Annotated in this window: 18 protein-coding genes; 8 read left to right on the top strand and 10 right to left on the bottom strand. The window is 40.1% G+C overall.

Annotated features, from left to right (window positions below; translation table 11 throughout):
* Window positions 1–9 precede the first annotated feature (9 nt).
* From GQR47_RS10690 to GQR47_RS10665, 6 genes are all read right to left on the bottom strand, one after another.
* Entirely contained in the window at window positions 10–717 is a 708-nt protein-coding gene (locus GQR47_RS10690) for an HAD-IA family hydrolase (RefSeq protein WP_024594612.1), read from the bottom strand.
* Window positions 718–727: 10 nt separating this feature from the next.
* A complete protein-coding gene (locus tag GQR47_RS10685) occupies window positions 728–1,672 on the bottom strand; it encodes a tyrosine recombinase XerC (protein WP_024594613.1) in 945 nt (314 codons plus the stop codon).
* Window positions 1,669–2,280 carry a DUF484 family protein gene (locus tag GQR47_RS10680; protein ID WP_024594614.1) on the bottom strand — a complete coding sequence of 204 codons (612 nt, stop codon included), beginning with the start codon at window positions 2,278–2,280 and terminating at the stop codon, window positions 1,669–1,671. Before GQR47_RS10680 ends, GQR47_RS10685 begins: the two co-directional genes overlap by 4 nt.
* Window positions 2,277–3,107 carry a diaminopimelate epimerase gene (gene dapF / locus GQR47_RS10675; RefSeq protein WP_002960987.1) on the bottom strand — a complete coding sequence of 277 codons (831 nt, stop codon included), beginning with the start codon at window positions 3,105–3,107 and terminating at the stop codon, window positions 2,277–2,279. Before dapF ends, GQR47_RS10680 begins: the two co-directional genes overlap by 4 nt.
* Window positions 3,108–3,171: 64 nt before the next feature.
* A complete protein-coding gene (lysA, locus tag GQR47_RS10670) occupies window positions 3,172–4,425 on the bottom strand; it encodes a diaminopimelate decarboxylase (RefSeq protein ID WP_002960983.1) in 1,254 nt (417 codons plus the stop codon).
* On the bottom strand, window positions 4,426–4,620 hold the full coding sequence (locus tag GQR47_RS10665) for a lipoprotein (RefSeq protein ID WP_024594615.1): 195 nt from the start codon (window positions 4,618–4,620) through the stop codon (window positions 4,426–4,428).
* A gap of 168 nt (window positions 4,621–4,788) precedes the next feature.
* Between GQR47_RS10665 and cyaY the strand changes: the two genes are divergently transcribed.
* The 8 genes from cyaY to add all read left to right on the top strand — a co-directional run bounded on the left by cyaY (window position 4,789) and on the right by add (window position 14,555).
* Window positions 4,789–5,112: an iron donor protein CyaY gene (gene cyaY / locus GQR47_RS10660; RefSeq protein ID WP_002960979.1), complete on the top strand. Its 324-nt coding sequence runs from the start codon at window positions 4,789–4,791 to the stop codon at window positions 5,110–5,112.
* On the top strand, window positions 5,109–5,765 hold the full coding sequence (locus tag GQR47_RS10655) for an alpha/beta fold hydrolase (protein ID WP_002960978.1): 657 nt from the start codon (window positions 5,109–5,111) through the stop codon (window positions 5,763–5,765). Before cyaY ends, GQR47_RS10655 begins: the two co-directional genes overlap by 4 nt.
* 22 nt (window positions 5,766–5,787) lie before the next feature.
* Window positions 5,788–6,765, top strand: a complete 978-nt coding sequence (locus tag GQR47_RS10650; protein WP_024594616.1) for a DUF2914 domain-containing protein — start codon at window positions 5,788–5,790, stop codon at window positions 6,763–6,765.
* Window positions 6,766–6,800: 35 nt separating this feature from the next.
* Window positions 6,801–7,739: a hydroxymethylbilane synthase gene (hemC, locus tag GQR47_RS10645; protein ID WP_024594617.1), complete on the top strand. Its 939-nt coding sequence runs from the start codon at window positions 6,801–6,803 to the stop codon at window positions 7,737–7,739.
* Window positions 7,740–9,581 (top strand): uroporphyrinogen-III synthase, encoded by a 1,842-nt coding sequence (locus tag GQR47_RS10640; protein WP_024594618.1) that lies wholly within the window; start codon window positions 7,740–7,742, stop codon window positions 9,579–9,581.
* Entirely contained in the window at window positions 9,578–10,687 is a 1,110-nt protein-coding gene (locus tag GQR47_RS10635; RefSeq protein WP_024594619.1) for a heme biosynthesis HemY N-terminal domain-containing protein, read from the top strand. The genes GQR47_RS10640 and GQR47_RS10635 overlap by 4 nt, the downstream gene beginning before the upstream one ends.
* Window positions 10,688–10,738: 51 nt before the next feature.
* Window positions 10,739–13,426 carry a CHASE domain-containing protein gene (locus GQR47_RS10630; RefSeq protein ID WP_024594620.1) on the top strand — a complete coding sequence of 896 codons (2,688 nt, stop codon included), beginning with the start codon at window positions 10,739–10,741 and terminating at the stop codon, window positions 13,424–13,426.
* A 127-nt stretch (window positions 13,427–13,553) separates the two neighbouring features.
* Window positions 13,554–14,555 carry an adenosine deaminase gene (add, locus tag GQR47_RS10625; RefSeq protein ID WP_002960964.1) on the top strand — a complete coding sequence of 334 codons (1,002 nt, stop codon included), beginning with the start codon at window positions 13,554–13,556 and terminating at the stop codon, window positions 14,553–14,555.
* A 54-nt stretch (window positions 14,556–14,609) separates the two neighbouring features.
* On the opposite strand, the gene GQR47_RS10620 is transcribed toward add, so the two are convergent.
* From GQR47_RS10620 to GQR47_RS10605, 4 genes are all read right to left on the bottom strand, one after another.
* The gene (locus tag GQR47_RS10620; protein WP_024594621.1) at window positions 14,610–15,020 is read right to left on the bottom strand and encodes a CBS domain-containing protein; all 411 of its coding nucleotides are present in this window, start codon (window positions 15,018–15,020) and stop codon (window positions 14,610–14,612) included.
* Window positions 15,021–15,187: 167 nt separating this feature from the next.
* Window positions 15,188–15,901: an NAD(P)H-flavin reductase gene (fre, locus tag GQR47_RS10615; protein WP_024594622.1), complete on the bottom strand. Its 714-nt coding sequence runs from the start codon at window positions 15,899–15,901 to the stop codon at window positions 15,188–15,190.
* 109 nt (window positions 15,902–16,010) lie between these two features.
* The gene (gene ubiD, locus GQR47_RS10610) at window positions 16,011–17,477 is read right to left on the bottom strand and encodes a 4-hydroxy-3-polyprenylbenzoate decarboxylase (protein WP_002960958.1); all 1,467 of its coding nucleotides are present in this window, start codon (window positions 17,475–17,477) and stop codon (window positions 16,011–16,013) included.
* Window positions 17,478–17,548: 71 nt separating this feature from the next.
* Window positions 17,549–19,579 (bottom strand): methyl-accepting chemotaxis protein, encoded by a 2,031-nt coding sequence (locus GQR47_RS10605; protein WP_024595168.1) that lies wholly within the window; start codon window positions 19,577–19,579, stop codon window positions 17,549–17,551.
* Between the last annotated feature and the right edge of the window lie 22 nt (window positions 19,580–19,601).

The raw sequence follows: 19,601 nt of genomic DNA, 5'->3' as shown, positions 1-19,601 counted from the left end.
CAATTGGTATTATTTAATAAAGTGCGTTAAGGCATGAATATTGGCTATTTCAATATCAGCCAGCCCTTTATAAGCATAATTGGCGCCTTGATCGTTTAACCATACCGATTGGCAACCGGCATTATTTGCGCCTTGTACGTCGGTATCTAGGCTATCGCCAATATGTAAAATTTCACTTTTAGCAACGTTTAAGTGCTCGGCGGCTTTATCAAATAAGGTGCTGTGAGGTTTTGCTTTACCGTGCATACCGGCTTGTAACACGAGTTCAAATTTATTGTGTAAGTTAAAGCGTTCAATTTCAACATTACCATTAGTTATAGCAACCAGCGTAAAGTGCTGGGCTAAGTTATCTAGCAGCTTTAGTACGTCGTCGGTTACCACTATTTTACTGCGCGCATCGGCAAAGGCGTTGTAGGCAGCATCGGCATGGTACTCTACCTCTTGCTCGTTCAAATCTAGTTTAGCAAGGGCTAAGCGCAATGTATGTTGGCGCCATTTAGTGACGTTATCAGCAAGTTCAGGTAACTGTAATACGGCTTCATTGCGGCATTGTTGCCAGTATTTTTGGCCTTGGGCTAAGTAGCTAGGGAGCGCGTTTAAATAATCTTGCTGCGCTTTAACCGCTGCTTTTATAATGGGGTGATTGTTGTAAAGAGTGTCGTCTAAATCAAAGCTCATGACAGAAAATGGCTTAATAGCACGATTAAATCGGATCATATTTATTTACCTAATCAGTTCGTTTTTTTGCACGAGGGTGAGTGTTGTCGTACACCTTGGCTAAATGTTGAAAATCTAAATGCGTATACACTTGTGTAGCCGACAAACTGCTGTGCCCTAGTAATTCTTGCACAGCGCGTAAATCACCAGATGATTCTAAAATATGTGACGCAAACGAGTGGCGCAGCTTATGCGGATGAACCTGCGAGCTAATACCTTGTTTTATTCCCCACTCTTGCATGCGTAGGCGCACTTGGCGAATCGAAATACGGTTTTTTTGGCTACTTAAAAATACTGCTATTTCATCGGGCTTTGCAAACTGAGGGCGTATTGTGAGCCATTTTTTTAATGCGTCTAACGCTTTTTTGCCCACCGGAATTAATCGCTCTTTATTACCTTTACCACGCACTAAAATTTCACCATTGGCAGCGCTAATATCTTGCATGTTAGCGCCAACTAACTCGCTTATACGCAGCCCTGATGAATACATTAACTCCATCATTGCTTTATCTCTAATTGCGAGAGGTTCGTCGTCGGGTATTTCGAGCAAGCGTGCCATTTGATCTACATCGAGATTCTTAGGTAGGGGCTTTGCAAACTTAGGGCCTTTTATACCTATTGCCGGATTATGGTAATGCGATTGCTCGGCAATATTTTTTGCTTTTAAAAACTTATATAAGCTGCGAATACAACTGAGCTTTAAGCTAATTGTACGGCCACTTAATTGCTTTGATCGCAGTGCCATGCTGTAGCGGCGAATATGTTCGCCTTGTACGCCAAACCAGTCATCACATAGTTTGCTAAAATAAAGGGCTGCAAAGCCAAGTTGGCTTACGTATTGATTAACTGTGTGCGCTGAATATTGTTTTTCAAACTTTAAATAATCGCTAAATAGCGTTATGGGTGTACGCCAGTGGTCGCTTAGCGCGGTAATATTAGGCGCATCGTCACTCATGCTAGTTTTTGTAACCGCAGGTGTAATGCGTTTATAAAGTCGAGCACAAACAGGTTATCTTGCGCGGGCTCAAAATGGTTTACGTTATTGCTACCAAACGCCAAAATAGCGATAGGGTGCTTGGTGTCGCCAATTAAATAAATAGCGACGGATTGTGTATCTTCACTAAATAATTGTTCGCGCTCTTGTTTATTAATTCGCCCTAAATAATGCCCAGAATGGGTAAGGCGATGCGCAATAAGCTCGTCGTACTCGGGATTATATTTTACTAATTTGCAGTCGTTAACATCTTCACTTGAGCAGATTATATTGCGTAGATTATTTGCAAGAGTGTCAAAGTCGTCATGATTCCAAAGCTGGCGATGACATTGGCTAAACAAACGATATACGAGCTCGTTTTGCGTTGCATGCTTGCTCATAGCATCTATTTGGCTTTTTAAAAGCGTGTTGTGCTCGCGTAATTGACGTTGCTGAATATGTACTAGTGACGTTGCACCTTGAGCTTGCTGTTGCAGCTCAAGTTGTGTGAGTAGCTCGGGGTGATGAACTAAAAAGTCAGGATGTTGCTGTAAGTAATTAATAATCTGCTCTGTACTTAGCTCGCTCATAGTGCTACTTGTCCGTCGAAAACATGCTCTGCGGGACCAGTCATGCGTACCGGGTGACCTTCACCACTCCAGCGCACTTGCAAAGTACCGCCCGGCAAATCTACTTGAACGGTTGTTGATAGTTTATTTTGCATATGACCAATCACCATCGCTGCACATGCACCTGTGCCACAGGCTAGGGTTTCGTTAACGCCGCGCTCCCACACTCTTAGCTTAATGTGTTCTTGCGATACAACCTGCATAAAGCCAATGTTCGCTTTTTGGGGAAAGCGTTCATGGTTTTCAAGCAATGGACCCAATATATCAACTTGCGCGGTGGTTACGTCGTCAACCTCTAGCACGCAATGCGGGTTACCCATAGATACCGCGCCACTAAATACAGTGTGTTCTTGCGTTCTAATAATATAAGTAAGCTCGCGTTTGCTGGCTTTTAACGGAATTTTACTTGGCTCAAAATTAGGATGGCCCATGTTAACAGTTACTTGACCGTCTTTTTCTATGTAGAGCGTTAAGTTGCCCGACTTAGTCGATACACTAATTTTGTGCTTGTTAGTAAGGCCTTTCATGCGTACAAAGCGGGCAAAACAGCGAGCGCCGTTACCGCATTGTTCTACTTCGGTACCATCGGCATTAAAAATTCGATAATGAAAGTCGAGATCAGGTGAATATGGTGCTTCAACCATCAGCAATTGGTCAAAGCCAATGCCAAAGTGGCGATCTGCCAGTTTTTTGATTTGGTCTCGCGACAAAAAAACATTTTGTGTAATGTTATCAATCACAACAAAGTCGTTACCTAAGCCGTGCATTTTGGAAAAATTAACTAACATAGCGCTCTAATTCGGTTTTGCTCTGTGCTAATCATGCCACAGAGCAGCTAGTAGACAAAAACGTTTATGGTAAAACTTTCTCACCTTGATAAAGGCTTTCAATAGTTTCGCGTTCACGAATAAGGTGATGCTGCTGACCATCTACCATAATTTCTGCAACACGCGGGCGCGAGTTGTAGTTTGAGCTCATTGTAAAGCCATATGCACCCGCACTTCGTTGTGCAAGTAAATCGCCTTGTTTAAGCGCTAGTTCGCGGTCTTTTCCTAAAAAGTCGCCGGTTTCGCACACCGGACCCACAATATCAAAGTTGTGAGTAGGTGTTTCGTCGTCGCGAACGGATACCGGAATAATTTTTTGCCACGCTTGATAAAGCGCAGGGCGAAGCATATCGTTCATACCTGCATCTACAATTGCAAAAAACTTGTCTTGGTTTTGTTTAATAAATTCAACTTGAGTAACCAAAATACCTGCGTTAGCTGCAATAGCGCGCCCTGGTTCAAAAATAAGTTCAAGATGTTTGTAGTTAGCTAAGCGTTCGGTAACTTGCGCTGCATATTCACTTGGGTGTGGTGGTTGCTCGTTGTCGTATGGCACACCTAAACCGCCGCCAATATCTAAATGAGTTAGCTCAATACCGTTAGTTTTTAGCTCATCAATAAGCGCCATTAATTTATCAAGGGCTTCTAAAAAAGGTCTAACTTGCGTTAATTGAGAGCCAATATGGCAATCGACACCAATTACTTTTAAACCAGGTAAAGCCGCTGCTTGTTGATAAACACTCACTGCTGTTTGAATATCAATACCAAATTTATTTTCTTTTAAACCGGTAGAAATATACGGATGTGTCTTTGCATCTATGTCTGGGTTTACGCGAATAGAAATAGGCGCTTCTAGGTTAAGCTCGCAAGCCACTTCAGAAATACGCTCAAGCTCAGACGCCGACTCTACATTAAAACATTTAATGCCCAGTTTTAATGCGTAAGCTATTTCGTCAGACGTTTTAGCCACGCCTGAAAAAACCACTTTAGAAGCATCGCCTCCCGCTTTAATTACACGCGCTAGTTCACCTTTAGATACAATATCGAAACCCGATCCTAAGCGCGCTAATATATTAAGTACGGCAATATTTGAGTTTGCTTTTACAGCGTAACATACCAAGCTTTTATGATTTTTAGTGGCGTTAGCAAATGCTAAGTAATGGCGCTCAAATGTAGCACGCGAGTATACATAACACGGCGTGCCGTATTGCTGCGCTATGCTTGCTACGCTGACGTCTTCGGCAAATAATTGGTTGTTTTTGTAGTTAAAATAATCCATTTATTGCTCCTGACTTTGCGATGCTTTAGCTTGCTCAGCGGTAGTGGCTGGTTTAGCTGTGTTTTGAGGTTGGTTTTGCTCTGTTTGTTGCTCTGGTAAATATAACGGACCGCTTTGTCCGCAGCCAGCTAAGGCGCTTAACAGTACAGTGCTTATTAATAGTCTTTTTAATTGTAAGGTATGTGTCGCTTTCATTAGATTAATACGGTTGCTGGCTTTATAATCGCAGAGTAACAGAATATCTAAAAAATGCAGCTATTCGCGGATGATTTTATTCCTGTTACACTAGCTGCACATTTTTAAAGCTAATTTAAAGCTAAAACGTACCCAATATTAGGCGGCTCGCCTGCAAAGGAAATAACAATGACTGAACACGAATATCACCAATTAGCCGAAGCTCTTATGTTCACTATTGAAGAGCAGGTTGATGATTGCGAAGCTGATTTAGATTATGAATCGGCACAAGGTATTTTAGAAATTATTTTTCCTGATAAAAGTAAAATAGTGATCAATAAGCAAGCACCTCTTCATCAAGTATGGGTTGCGACTAAGTTTAACGGACATCATTTTGAAATGCGTGATGGGTTATGGATTGATAACCGCTCTGGCGCTGAATTTTGGGCGTTTATAAATGAAGCCTCAACTCGCCAAGCAGGCCAAGAAGTTAAGTGGCAATCATCACTATGAGTTTAGAATTTGTAGAATATGCAGCCCAAAGTGAACATAAAGCAACGGTTATTTGGTTACATGGTTTAGGTGACTCTGGGGATGGTTTTGCGCCAGTAGCCCCGCAGCTAAATTTACCAAGCGAGCTTGGTATACGGTTTATTTTTCCGCATGCGCCAGTGCAACCGGTCACCATAAATGGTGGCATGGAAATGCGCTCTTGGTACGATATTAAGTCTATAGAATTAGATAAGCGTGCCGATGAACAAGGCGTAAGAGATTCTGCTGCAAAGGTAGAAGAGTTAATTAATAAAGAAATTGCTAATGGCATTCCTGCTAATAAAATAATTTTAGCTGGTTTTTCTCAAGGTGGTGTTGTGTCTTTGCATTTAGCGCCGCGCTTTGAGCAAAAACTTGGGGGTGTTATGGCGCTTTCTACTTATATGTGTGTGCCACACAAATTTGCTGATGAAGCAAAACATACTGATTTAAACGTATTTATGGCTCATGGTAGCCAAGATAACGTTGTACCGCACAGTGCGGGTAGAAATGCGTTTGAAGTATTAACAGCACATAACATGGATGTAAGCTGGCAAGAATATCCAATGGCTCATCAAGTTTGCGCAGAAGAATTGCAAGCTATTCGCCAATGGTTAATTGCTCGTTTAAGCTAATTTTGGAACCGCTGAGGTCAATATGAGTCAAAAAATAGTTATAAAAGCAAATGTTAAACGCGAATTACAACAGAGCGTACCAACGGTAAGCTACGAGTGGAATTGGCGTCGTATTGTGAGTATTGCTATGTTGGTATTAATGACCTCTGCAGCAGTTGTTTATGGCTTAACCACCTCTGTTAATGCAGAGCAAGGTGAACACCCAAATGAGCAGGAACAATTCTTAAATTTCAGCAGTAACGCTGAAAACCAAACAAGCGATGAGGTAATGGATGTTGAGCCTCAATCATCAGGAAACAATACCCCTGCTGAGTCTGTAGAGGTAACTCAAGCGAGTATTGAACCTTTGTTAGCTGAGCAAAATGAGACTCAACTAAGCATTTCAAGTAATACACCTGCCGAAGTAGACCTTGTAAATAATCCCCCGGCTTTGTTGGCTAACAACGATATTGTTACTGATCAAAGCGAAAGTATTAATACAGAGTTAAACTCAAACCTTGATAATGATGTGCAAGAAGAAACCGCAGAAGCCCAAAACGTAACTGAGCCTGCAAGTCAAAGTGACTTACTTTTAGAGTTAGAAAGTGATGATGGCGCATTGAGTGGCACTGAAGGTTTTTCCTCTACAGCACATGTGGCAAGTGTGGCATTGGGGGCGCAAATAGACACGGGTAAAATTAGTCGCGCGGTACTTACTCGTAAAGTAAGTAAGCGTGAGCCTACTAATGTGTTTGCTGCTGATATTAGGTTAAGCCAGTTTGAGGAAGGGTTATCGTTTTTTAGCGAGATTAAAAACCTTCAAGGCCAGCAAGTTAAGCATGTTTGGTCGTTTGAAGGTGAAACGATGGCTGAAATTACACTTAATGTTACTTCGCCTCGTTACAGAACGTACTCAACAAAAAATATAATGAACACACAAACAGGTCATTGGCGTGTTGATGTAGTTGATGAGCAAGGTAATTTAATTGCCCAAAAAGAATTTAGAATTTTAGCTGACTAAAACTGGCTAAACGCAGTAATTAATTGGATACCCCTATGACAGAAAAAACAAAATTAGTACGCATCGCAACGCGCAAAAGCGCTCTAGCACTTTGGCAGGCCGAATTTGTAAAAGCAGAGCTTGAGCGTTTTCATGCAGATGTGCGCGTAGAATTAGTCCCAATGTCGACGCAAGGGGATATAATTTTAGATACGCCATTGGCTAAAATTGGCGGTAAAGGCTTATTTGTTAAAGAACTAGAGCAAGCAATGTTAGATGGCCGAGCTGACATTGCCGTACATTCTATGAAGGACGTGCCAGTAGAGTTTCCTCAAGGGCTAGCACTGCATACTATTTGTGAGCGTGAGGATCCACGCGATGCGTTTGTATCAAACAATTTTGCTAATTTAAGTGAGCTACCACAGGGCGCCATTGTGGGTACTTCTAGCCTGCGCCGCCAGTGCCAAATTAAGGCACTTCGCCCTGATTTAGATATTCGTGATTTACGCGGCAATGTAAATACGCGTTTAGGTAAATTAGATGACGGCCAATATGATGCTATTATTTTAGCGGCTGCAGGGCTTATTCGTTTAGAAATGGAGTCGCGTATTGCTGACTACATTGAGCCAGAAGTGTCATTACCAGCAAATGGTCAAGGCGCTGTAGGTATTGAATGTCGTATTGATGATGAAGTAACCAAAGCATTACTTGCACCACTTGAGCATACACAAACACGTATTCGCGTAAACGCAGAGCGTTCGATGAATCGCTATTTAGAAGGTGGTTGCCAAGTTCCTATTGGTGCTTATGCATTGGTTGATGGCGAACAAGTGCATTTACGTGGTTTAGTTGGTGCTGTTGATGGCAGCGAAATTTTACGTGACGAAGTAACAGGCCATGTAAATGACGCAGAAAAACTAGGTATTGAGCTTGCTAAAAAATTACTAGCTCAAGGTGCAGACAAAATATTAGCTGAAGTTTATAGAGACGCATAAATGACACATATTCTGATAACTCGGCCCGAAGGAAAAGGCGCAGCCCTTGCACAGCAACTTGAGCAAGCGGGTTATCAGGCGTCTTTATTTCCGGTATTAAAAATAACGCATTTAACACCCTCCAGCACTGAGCTTAGTCCACTATTAAATGCAGATAAAATAATATTTATATCGCAAGATGCAGTCAGTGCACTTTCGCAATTAAAACCAGATATAAATACCAAAGCGCAGTTTTATGCGGTTGGACAACAAACAGCCGATGTTATATATGAGCAATTTGGTGTGCGCGCAGCAGTACCAAAGCAGTATGATTCAGAAGGGTTACTTGCGCTTAAATCACTCGCCGAGGTGGATGGCTGTAATATAGTATTAGTTAAGGGCCAAGGTGGCCGCCCTGAGTTAGCTAAAACGCTCAAAGAGCGCGGTGCTTTTTTGAATAATTGTGTTGTGTACAAACGTGAACCGACAGAGAGTGTCACCTCTAACTGGACAGACCACTGGAAAAGCCAGAATGTACACGGTATAGTCATAACAAGTAATGCAGCAGTTGATGCTATATTTAAAAGCCTTACTGCACACCAACTACAATGGTTACAACAGTGCCGATTTTATGTTGCCAGCGAGCGTATAGCCGCTTATTTAAAGCTGCAACAGGTAAGTTCGGCTAATATACACATTGCAGCAGGGGCTAGCGATAATGCTATGTTTACCTGCATAAATCAGCAAGGTAGCAACATGAGCGAACAGTCAAAGCCAGTAACGGCAGAAAAAGCCACACCAACAATAGCTAACACGACCTCTGCTAAATCAACTAAGCAAGAGCCTACAGCTACAAAAAATACGGCAGACAAAAGTAAACAAAAAATAAGTAAGGTTGCAGTACTTGCGCTTCTTATTTCGTTAATTGTGGCCTCTGGTGTTGGATACGAGTTTTATCAAAAATTAAATGCTGGTAAGGCGCAAAACCTAGCCGTTAATGAGTTAAGCGAGCAAAATAAGTTACTCACCCAGGAGCTGCAAGCACTTAAATCGGCGCAATCTAATTTGCAACAAGCGCTGTTTAATAGTGAAGAAAAAGTTGCCGCAGCCCTAAATGAAAGTGCAGTTCAAAATCAGCAAGAACTAAAAGCGGCTTTGCAAAAGGCGCAGCAACAAGGCTCATCGTTAAACCCGCAAGAAGTAACCAGCTTACAGCGTATGGCTGAGTTTAAACTATGGGCTGAAAAAGACTACCAAGGCACTAGTGCTGTTTTAAAGCGCTTAGATGGATTACTTAGTGAGCACCCAGGAACAGTTGAAGTTCGCCAAGCGATTATGCAAGATATACAAACACTTGATAGCCTTAAACCTATTGCAACAGAGGCTATTTATTTACAGCTAAACAGTGTACTAAGCAGTATTGACGACTTAGTTTTTAATGCAGTTAATTTACCAGAAGAAGCAGCTGCAATAGATGAAAATGCTTTAAGTGGTGACGTGAGTGATTGGCAGCAAAACTTGAGTAATAGCTGGAATAAAATTGTGGATAGCTTTATTACTATTCGTCAGCACGAGGGTGTTTCCATTGAGCCATTACTTACGGATCAAGAGCGCCATTTAATAAATCAACGAATCAAGCTTAATATAACTCAGGCACAAGATGCACTTATGAGTAAGCAGGCGAGTATTTTCTTTAGCGCCTTAAGTGAAGCAAAACGTTTAGTTGGTGAGTACTTTAAGCAAGACGATGATACAACTAAAACGGTACTTAAAGCGTTGTCTAAACTTGAAAAAGAGCAGCTTAACTTTAATCCAAAAGTAACCTTAAACAGTACACAAAAGGTTAAGGAGTGGGCGCAATGATAGGGCTAATTATTTTAATTGTAGCTATTGTTGTTGTACTAGCGGTTACTCCATTTGTTCTAGATGAAAAAGGTTATGTACTTATTTCATTTAACAATACGACGATAGAAGGCACGATAGTATCGTTTTGTATAATGGCAGTCATTACCGCTGTTGTTTTATATTTAACATATAAGTTAATTCGTTATTTATTATCGATTTATCATAATACTAAGCATGGCTTTTTTGCACGTAGCCAAGAGCGCAAACAAGCAGCTATTGAGCAGGCTCTTTGGAGTGCTATTAATGATGATTACGAGCACGTAGAACAGGCTTTATCGGGTAATAGCGTACCAGATAAGTTTGAAGATATTCGCTTAGCATTACTTGCAAAAGCAGCGCTTGCTAATAATCAAACAGATAAAGCACTTGAGCGTTTATTTGAAATAAGCCCAGAGCATCAATTAAAAGTAGCAAAGCTATGGTTGGCAAGTGGCGATAGTAGCGCGATTGAATCACAAATGCGTATTAGCGCAGAAGCTAAAAAAGCCACCGCACTTGAGTTAAAACTTTATGCAGAAGTATTAGTACAGCAACAACACTTTAGTGCGCTGGAAGACTTTTTGCCGCGTTTACTGCGCAAAAAAGCACTTACTGATGCACAGTGGACGCAGTTATTTAGTGCTTATTTTAGTGCGTTAGATGCAGACAAGCTGAGTGAAAAATATAAACAGCTGCCTAAAAAGCTGCAAGCTCATGCCCACACCGCATATTTAATGCAAATGGCGCAAGCAGGTCAATTGGCTGTTATTGAAAGTGACTTAATTAAAATGGTTAAGCACAATGAGCAACACTTAGAGCTTGCCAATATATTAAGTAAAGCAACAGCAGCCGATGCAGCTAAGTTGCAAATAAGTATTCAAGAACGGCTTAAGAAGGATGATTCAAATAATTCACTATTACTTGCGCTAGCTTGCCTTGCTAATGCTAAGGGTGATTATGACTTAGCAGCTAGAATTTTTGATAAAGCACTGAATAGTGAAAATAAAAAACAGTTCTCTGAACAAGCTGTGTTGAGTTATAAAAATAGTGCACAGGCAGAAAAGGCGCTCGTTTTATATCAATAAATGACTACACTATAACTACTTAGCATTTTTTGTAGTTCAGGAGCACAAGCTTTGAGAAAGTTTTTAATATTAACCCTTAGCTTGGCTTGTGCTTACTTCTTTACAGGATACTTTAGCAACTCACTTCTTTCTGTAGATGGCTATGCGGTCGCCTCCTGGCCGCCCTCAGGAATTGCTTTAGCGAGCTTTTTAATTTGGGGACGTAAGTCATTTATTGGCCTTATTATTGGGGCTTTTTGTACTAACTTAATTCACCTTGAACGCACCGTAGATATTTTTCATTTTATTGTTCTTTTACAAGCTATAGGCATTACTTTAGCCTCTGTTTTACAGGCTTGGATTGGCCGACAAATTATAGTGAATGTTATAAAAGCGCCGTTGGATTTATCTTCTTTAAAACACAGTGTTCAAAGCTTAATAGTAGCGGGGCCAATATGTTGTGTTATTGCTGCAGGTGTAGGAACAAGTTTATTAGCATTGAATAATGTGATTCCGACCAATGCTATTTTTGATAACTTTATAGCATGGTGGATTGGCGACAGTATTGGCGTACTTATATTTACACCTTTAGTACTCGCCGCTTTTAATTACACACAAGTACGCCACCGTATGCTGGTAATTTTACCCTCGCTATTAATTTACATACTGATCAGCGTTAGTTTTTATGGCGCTGCTAGTGTTAAAAAAGAAAAAGATATTCAAAAGCAAGAAGCCAAAATACTTTCTGTGCAAAATGCTATAAGCCAAAAGCTCGATGGTATTACTGCTCATTTAGGCTTATTAGCTACATATTTTGCTAGTAGTAGTGACGTGGATTTTAAAGAGTTTAAACAATTTACTTCAAAGCAGTTGGGCTACAGCCAAGAAATTCTGGCTTTTGAATGGATACCTTATATACCAGCAAATAAACTCGCAGATTTTGAAACACATGAAAATCCAGCCACAGGCAAACCTCTATATATAAAAGAAAAGTCACTAGATGGAGCTTGGCAACCAGCAGGTACGCGTAGTAATTACTTTCCAGTAAAGTACGTATATCCCTTAAAAGGTAATGAAGATGTTTTAGGGTTTGATTTAGCTTCTAGTAAAGTAAGAGGTGCAGCGCTTAGCAAAGCGAAAGAGCTTAATGAACTTGCACTAAGTGAGCCAATTAACTTGGTCCAAAATACAGCCGAACACGGTGTGCTTTTTTTATATCCTGTTTTTAGAGAGTCCTCTACCGAAGATGATTTTCAAGGCTTTGTGGCAGCGATAGTCAGTCTGAAACGCTTATCGCAAACACTATTATTTGATCACAACAACTCAATTTCAGCTAGTTTTTTTGATACAACGGTATCAGGGAAAAAGCAGGCAATTTATATTGCAGATACCGCTAATTCGCAAGCGCTATTTAAAGAATATCAATTGTTGATTGGCAAACGCATGTGGCAGGTTGAGTTATATGAGCCAATAATTAGAACGTCTTGGTTAGTATATTGGCTTGCACAAATAGTAGGTATGTTGTTTGTGTGGTTACTGATTACATTTTTGATTTCAGTTACTGGTACAAACATACAAATTCGCGAACAAGTGGCCAAGCAAACACATACACTACGCAAAGAAAAACAAAAAGCAGATGAAGCGAGTCATATAAAGGGGCAGTTTTTAGCAAACATGAGCCACGAAGTCCGCACCCCTATTAACGGTATAAAAGGGCTGCATTATTTAGCGCTCCAGCAAAACGATTGGCAACAAGCTAGAAGTTACATAGAGCAAGCAGATGGGGCACTTGGTGTTTTACTGAGGGTATTAAACGATGTGCTCGACTTTTCAAAAATGGAAGCAGGCAAGCTAGACTTAATGCAAGAGCCTATTAATGTAGCGAGTTTAGCGGATGAAATGCTTAATTTACTTCAGTTTGATGCTGACATTAAATCAATAAAGTTAAGTCTCGATTTTGATAAAACATCAAATTTGGTCATTAATACCGATCCAATTCGCTTAAAACAAGTGCTGCTGAATCTGCTCAATAATGCGGTTAAATTTACAGGGGAAGGTGAAATCACTCTGAAAATTTGGCAATCGAAAAAAATGACTTATTTTAGTATTAACGATACGGGTATTGGTATTAGTAGCGAAGCACAGAAACAATTGTTTAAACCGTTTGCACAAGCTGATAGCTCAACCTCACGCCAATATGGTGGTACAGGCTTAGGATTAAGTATTTGCAAAAAACTGGTTGAGTTAATGGGTGGTGCAATTGATTTAGTTAGTTATGAAGGTAAAGGCTCTACATTTACATTTAGTTTGCCGCTAATATCGCCTTTACCAAAGGCAGAGCAAATTCAGCAGCAATACAACGAAATAGACGTAAGTACATTATCATTTACAGGCTATAAATTACTTTTAGTAGAAGATAATCCACTTAATCAGCATGTTGCTAATGCTATTTTAAAAACGAAAGGCTGTATTGCCGACATTGCTAACGATGGTTTTGAGGCCATAGAAAAGCTAGCCGAAAATAGCTATGACATTGTTCTTATGGATATTCAAATGCCAAAAATGGATGGACTCAAAGCAACAAAAGTAATTCGTCGTGATTTAGAGTTAATTGATTTACCCATAATAGGGCTATCGGCGAACGCCCATGACGAGGACGTTAAAAAGGCACTAGCCTGTGGAATGAATGGTTATATTACCAAACCTATTGATGCAAATACGCTTTTTAAAACTCTTTGGCATCACTTATCAGGAAAATAAGCTGTATCATTTTTTTGCACAAAAAGCAGACATATGACCGCTAAAACTTACCGCAAATCATATAGACTTGAAAAATAACTGTATCTGCGTATCATGCGCGCAAATTTAACTAAACTGGGTTGCTATTATGATCAATAGAAAATTACCTTTGCTAGATATTCACCGCCATTTAGACGGTAATGTACGTGCGCAAACCATATTAGAACTTGGTCGACAGTTTAATATAGAGCTACCTGCAGATAACGTTGAAGCATTAATCCCTCATGTTCAAGTTATTGATCCTGAACCAAACCTCATGGCTTTTTTACAAAAGTTAGATTGGGGAGTTACTGTGCTTGGCGACTACGATGCGTGTAGACGTATCGCAATTGAAAACATTGAAGATGCACAAGCACAAGGTCTTGATTATGTGGAGCTTCGATTTAGCCCTTACTACATGGCACAAAGCCAAGGTTTACATCCAGAAGGCGTTGTAGAGGCAGTTGTTGATGGTATTAAATCAGCAACAAAGGGCGCAAATATAAAAGCTAACTTGATTGGTATTTTATCGCGTACTTATGGCGTAAAAACGTGTCAAAAAGAGCTTGATGCATTACTCGCATTTAAAAATGATTTAGTCGCTGTTGATTTAGCCGGTGACGAAATTGGCTTCCCGGGTGAGTTGTTTGTAGAGCACTTTAAACAAGTACGAAATGCGTATTTAGCTTCGACTATTCATGCTGGAGAAGCACTTGGCGCTCCAAGTATTTGGCAAGCAATTAATGAGTTGGGTGCGAGCAGAATAGGGCATGGCGTTAAAGCAATTGAAGATCCAAAACTAATGGATTATTTACGCGATAACCGTATTGGTATTGAGTCATGCTTAACAAGTAATATTCAAACCAGTACAGTAAACGATTTAACTAAGCACCCACTTAAACAGTTTTTAGATCATGGTATTTTAGCGTGTATTAATACTGATGATCCTGCGGTTGAAGGTATTGAAATTGAGTATGAATATACCGTTGCTGCACCTAAAGCAGGCTTATCTCAAGCTGATATGGAAAAAGCCCAAAAAAATGCGTTAGAAATAGCATTTTTAAGCGATGGCGATAAAAAAGAACTTTTAGCACTCGTTAGCGCACGTTAATTTAAGAGCATTAAAAATGCCGCTTTATATAAGCGGCATTTTTGTATCTGCAATTTAATGTGTTTGGCAGCTTATGTAATTATCGTAAAGCGCTTTAAGTACGTCTGCTCGGCTGATCATACCGATTACTTTAACACCCTCTACAACAGGGTAGTTTTTTGGTTTACCAGGCTGCATCTGCTGTGCAAGCTCAATAATGTTGGTATCGCCGCTAACGGTCACTACCTCTGTTTGCATAAGCTGCGAGACTTTAACCATCCCATCACAAAAATAACTGCTTTGCGTAAGTGGTTTTAACAGCTCTTGCTCTGATATAAATCCAACTAAGCATTTATCTTTATCAAATACTGGTGCGCCAAGTAGTTTAAATTTTTGTAGTTCTGCTATGGCTGTCGTCATTTCTGTATCTGGTGTGATATTTGGCAACTTGCGTTGCATAAAATCTTTTACTTTTGTATTTAGCATTTGGGTCTCTCCCGCTGATGTTCTATACAAAGTATGGTTTATAGATAGGGATTTAGGAAATTGTTTATATTGATGGAGTTGATAGGTTTTAACTATTAAATATTTGTTGTTATAAAAATAAAGGCACCGATTAGGTGCCTTTATTTATAACTGAAAGTAAATTTCAATTATTTGATAAATGCGAATGCATCTGCGTACATGTTTTCACGAATTGCACCATGAGTAATAAAGTCATCACGGACAACACCTATCATGTCAAAACGACCTGCCATATAAATATCGTATGGTTCTAGTGACACAATATCTTGCATTACTGCTTTGTGTACATAGCCAGTGTGTCCTTGCCAATTAGCAGATGGATTTTCTACTACAGGAATAAACTTAAAGTTCTCATGGCTATCTGCCCATGTTTGCATTTCTGTATGTGCATATAAAGCAGACTCTTCTTTTACGCCCCAGTAAAACAATACAGGGCGGTCGCATTTTATTTCAGCTAAATGATCAGCCATTGATTTTGCGTATGAAAAACCAGTACCACCGGCGAGTAAAATAATAGGGCGCTCACATTGCAGGCGCAACTGTGAAATACCCAAGCCAGCTTCAATGTCTACTAACTGCCCTGTGGTATGGGCGTTTCGTAAATGCTCTAACGATTGCATTGCATACGAATCGGCACCTGAGGCGCCAATATGCAGTTCTATTGCATCGCACTGTGAAGGGCGACTAGCTATAGAAAAAGCACGTTTGTCTTTTTCGCCTAATACGAGTTGCATGTATTGGCCAGCTTCAAAGGTCACAGGTTGTTGTGGCTTTAAAATTACTTTATGAACAAATTCTGTAAGTGGGCTGATAGCTACAACTTCAGCTTTTAATGTTTGCATTTTTTACCTTTTAGCAGCGCTTGTAACAGCAGATACGCAATCGAATAGCTAGATTCTAGCATATCTGCAGGGTTATTTTATAGCCTGATATGTACTTACATATAAACACTTAAACAATATTAAGGCTTTCCCAAATATCATCTACGCGGTCTTTGGTGTCTTTATCCATAACAATAGGCTCGCCCCATTCGCGGGTGGTTTCGCCAGGCCATTTATTGGTAGCATCCATTCCCATTTTTGAACCAAGACCTGAGACTGGCGATGCAAAATCGAGATAATCAATAGGTGTGTTCTCTATTAATGTTGTATCACGCGCTGGATCCATTCGGGTTGTTATAGCCCAAATAACATCTTCCCAATCGCGGGCGTTAACATCGTCATCGCAGACGATTACAAATTTGGTGTACATAAACTGACGTAAGAACGACCAAACACCCATCATCACGCGCTTAGCATGGCCTGGATATTGTTTTTTCATTGTTACAATCGCCATACGATATGAGCACCCTTCAGGCGGAAGGTAAAAGTCGACAATTTCAGGGAATTGCTTTTGTAGTATTGGTACAAACACTTCATTAAGTGCCACACCTAAAATAGCAGGCTCATCAGGCGGACGGCCGGTAAATGTGCTGTGATAAATAGGATCTTTACGATGCGTTAAGTGAGTTACCGTCATTACTGGAAAGTCATCGACTTCATTATAGTAACCGGTATGGTCACCATAAGGGCCTTCTGGCGCCATTTCACCAGGCATTATGTAACCTTCAAGTACTATTTCTGCACTGGCAGGGACTTGTAGGTCATTTGAAATAGATTTTACAACTTCGGTTCTGCTGCCACGTAATAAGCCAGCGAATGCATATTCGCTTAGAGTGTCAGGTACAGGCGTTACAGCACCTAATATAGTGGCAGGATCGGCACCTAATGCTACCGATACAGGGTAGGGTTGCCCTGGGTTTTCTTTACACCATTCTTGAAAATCAAGCGCGCCACCACGATGTGACAACCAGCGCATAATTATTTTATTTTTGCCTAATAATTGCTGGCGATAAATGCCTAAATTTTGGCGCTTTTTATAAGGCCCTTTGGTAACTGTAAGGCCCCAAGTAATTAATGGTGCTGCATCACCTGGCCAGCAATGTTGAATAGGTAATTTAGTTAAATCTACATCATCACCTTCTAAAACTACTTGTTGGCAAGGCGCTTTTTTTACTTCTTTTGCAGGCATATTAAGCACTTGCTTAAAAATAGGTATAGCGCCTAGAGCTTCTTTAATACCCTTTGGTGGATCAGGTTCTTTTAAAAAAGCGAGTAGCTTGCCCACTTCGCGAAGCTCGCTAACATCTGTTTGGCCCATGCCCATTGCTACGCGTTTTGGTGTACCAAATAAGTTGGTAAGCACCGGCATATCGTAGCCTTTTGGGTTTTCAAATAATAACGCAGGGCCTTTTGCACGCAATGTGCGATCAGATATTTCGGTCATTTCAAGATACGGGTCGATTTCTTGGGTGATACGTTTAAGTTCGCCTTTTTTTTCAAGCAAATCGATAAAATCACGTAGATCTTTATATTTCATTGTGGGCCGCTATTAAGCAAAAGAGTTAAAGTATTATACCCATTTCATGCAAGCCAAGTCATTACTTGCACTTAAAACTTAAAGCGCTCTACGGCACTCGTTAAAGAGTGTGCAAGTTGGTTTACGTCTTCACTTTCGCTTGCTAGGGTTGTCGCGTTTTGGGCATTCAAGGTTGCTTGCTCTGTCACCTTTGCCATTATTTGTTGAATGTCGCCACTGTTAGTCAATTGCTCATGTGATGCATGAGCAATTTGCTCACTCATCTGATTAACAGACAACAATGTGCTTTTAATACGCTCTACGGCTTTATTTAGTTCAGTGCTGTTTTTAACACATTGCTTGGCTTGGTGTTGGCCATCAGTAATGTGTTCTTGAGTTGTTTTAGTGTGTTGTTGCAATGTTTGGATCATGGTGTTTATTTCGCTAGTCGAGGTTTGTGTACGTGCAGCTAATGATCGAACCTCATCAGCAACTACAGCAAACCCGCGTCCGTTTTCACCCGCTCGCGCTGCTTCAATTGCAGCATTAAGTGCAAGTAAGTTAGTCTGCTCGGCAATGCTACTAATTGTTTCAACAATGGCTTCAATAAGCTGAGTGTACTGTGCGAGTTCTTCTGTGCTGCCTACTGCTTTATCAAGACGCTGCAATAAAGTTTCTATACTTAGACTATTTTGATTAGCAATCTCGTTTACATCATTTGCAAATTGCGATGCGTTTGTTATTTCACTTGATGTTTTATCTGCTTGCTCATAAACCGCTTGTGAGTTGGTTAGCATATTGTGTGCAAGCGATGTTGCCTGCGCGCTTCGCTCTAACTGCTGTTGTGCAACAACCGTCATTTGCTGACCTTTTTCACTGGTTTTAATAGCGCTGCGGTCTAGCTCGTGGGCGTCACTACTAATTGCACCAATTAGATTAGTAAGGTCTTCACTGAGTGTATTTATGTTATTTAGCAAAGTACCAAATTCATCTTTACTACGTGGGTGGCTTCGCTTTGATAAATCACCTGAGGCGATTCGGGCTAAATCGCGGTTTACTTTTTTAAGCGGTTTTAGCATTGCGCGAGTTGTAAAAATAGAGATAGCGATAATCAATATAATTAAAACAATCGTAATAATTACTACAGAACTAATCCCTGTATTTATGGCGGCCTTTGCATTAGTTTGTAAGGCATTAAAGCGCTCATCAGCCAATTTATTAAGTTCAATAAGCTGACCTTCTGTTGTTATAAATTGCTGTTGAAAGTGTTCAAAATTTTGAGCCGCAGCAATAGTACTTTTGAGCACTTTATTTTGTTGGGCGTAAATTCCTGTATCGTTGTTAAGTAACTCTCTTAATTGATTAAACTTAGCCGTTAAATTTTTAGCATTAAACGCATTATTAAAAGGTAGCGCTTGTTGCTCTAAATAGGTGAAATTAGGTTGGATGTTATCTAGTAGAAATAGGGTATCTTGCTGATGGCTATTTAAATCATTGATACTTGTAGTTTGAGTAATGCTTTTTATATTATTGCTTAAGTTAAACAATAAATCGTCTATACGGGTCGCTGTTCCAAACATAGCATTAAGTAACGCCTGCTGTTTTACAGGCACTTCTAAAAGTTCTATATCAAGTAAGTTAGAACCTAAATTGTAAAGTTGCTCGTTAAACGTTGCTGATAATTCTATGGTGGAATTTTGCGCTACAAACTTACGCTCTTTAGCGCTAAACATTGCGACACTTACTTCAGTCAGTTGCTCGAAACCTGCGTTGGTACTGGCGAGTAAATTTTGCATTGTTATTTGTTGATTTAGTTGAGTGCTTAACAAATTGAGCATATCGCTAAATTGTTGTTGCTCAACTTGCGCCTGTTTTTTATTTTGTTGAAGTAAATCAAGGTTTGCTTGGCTGTAAGCTAAGGCGTTAAATTTGGTAATAGACAGTAATGATAGCCTTAAATCTTTGCTGAACTGTTGTACCGGAACCGCTAATTTTTCGGTTCGGGTATTGTTAACGCTAATTTTGTTTAATGACCAATAAAAAAATACACTACTTGTTAGCACCAATATGCCAATGGCTGTAAAGGCTAAAATTATTTTATGTTTGATCGCAATTGAACGCATAACTTCATCACAATAATGGGTC

Source organism: Pseudoalteromonas sp. Z1A2, from assembly GCF_011378755.1.
GTDB lineage: Bacteria > Pseudomonadota > Gammaproteobacteria > Enterobacterales > Alteromonadaceae > Pseudoalteromonas > Pseudoalteromonas distincta.
Note: the sequence above shows the minus strand (reverse complement) of the source record. Positions and strands in the feature narration are given on the sequence as shown.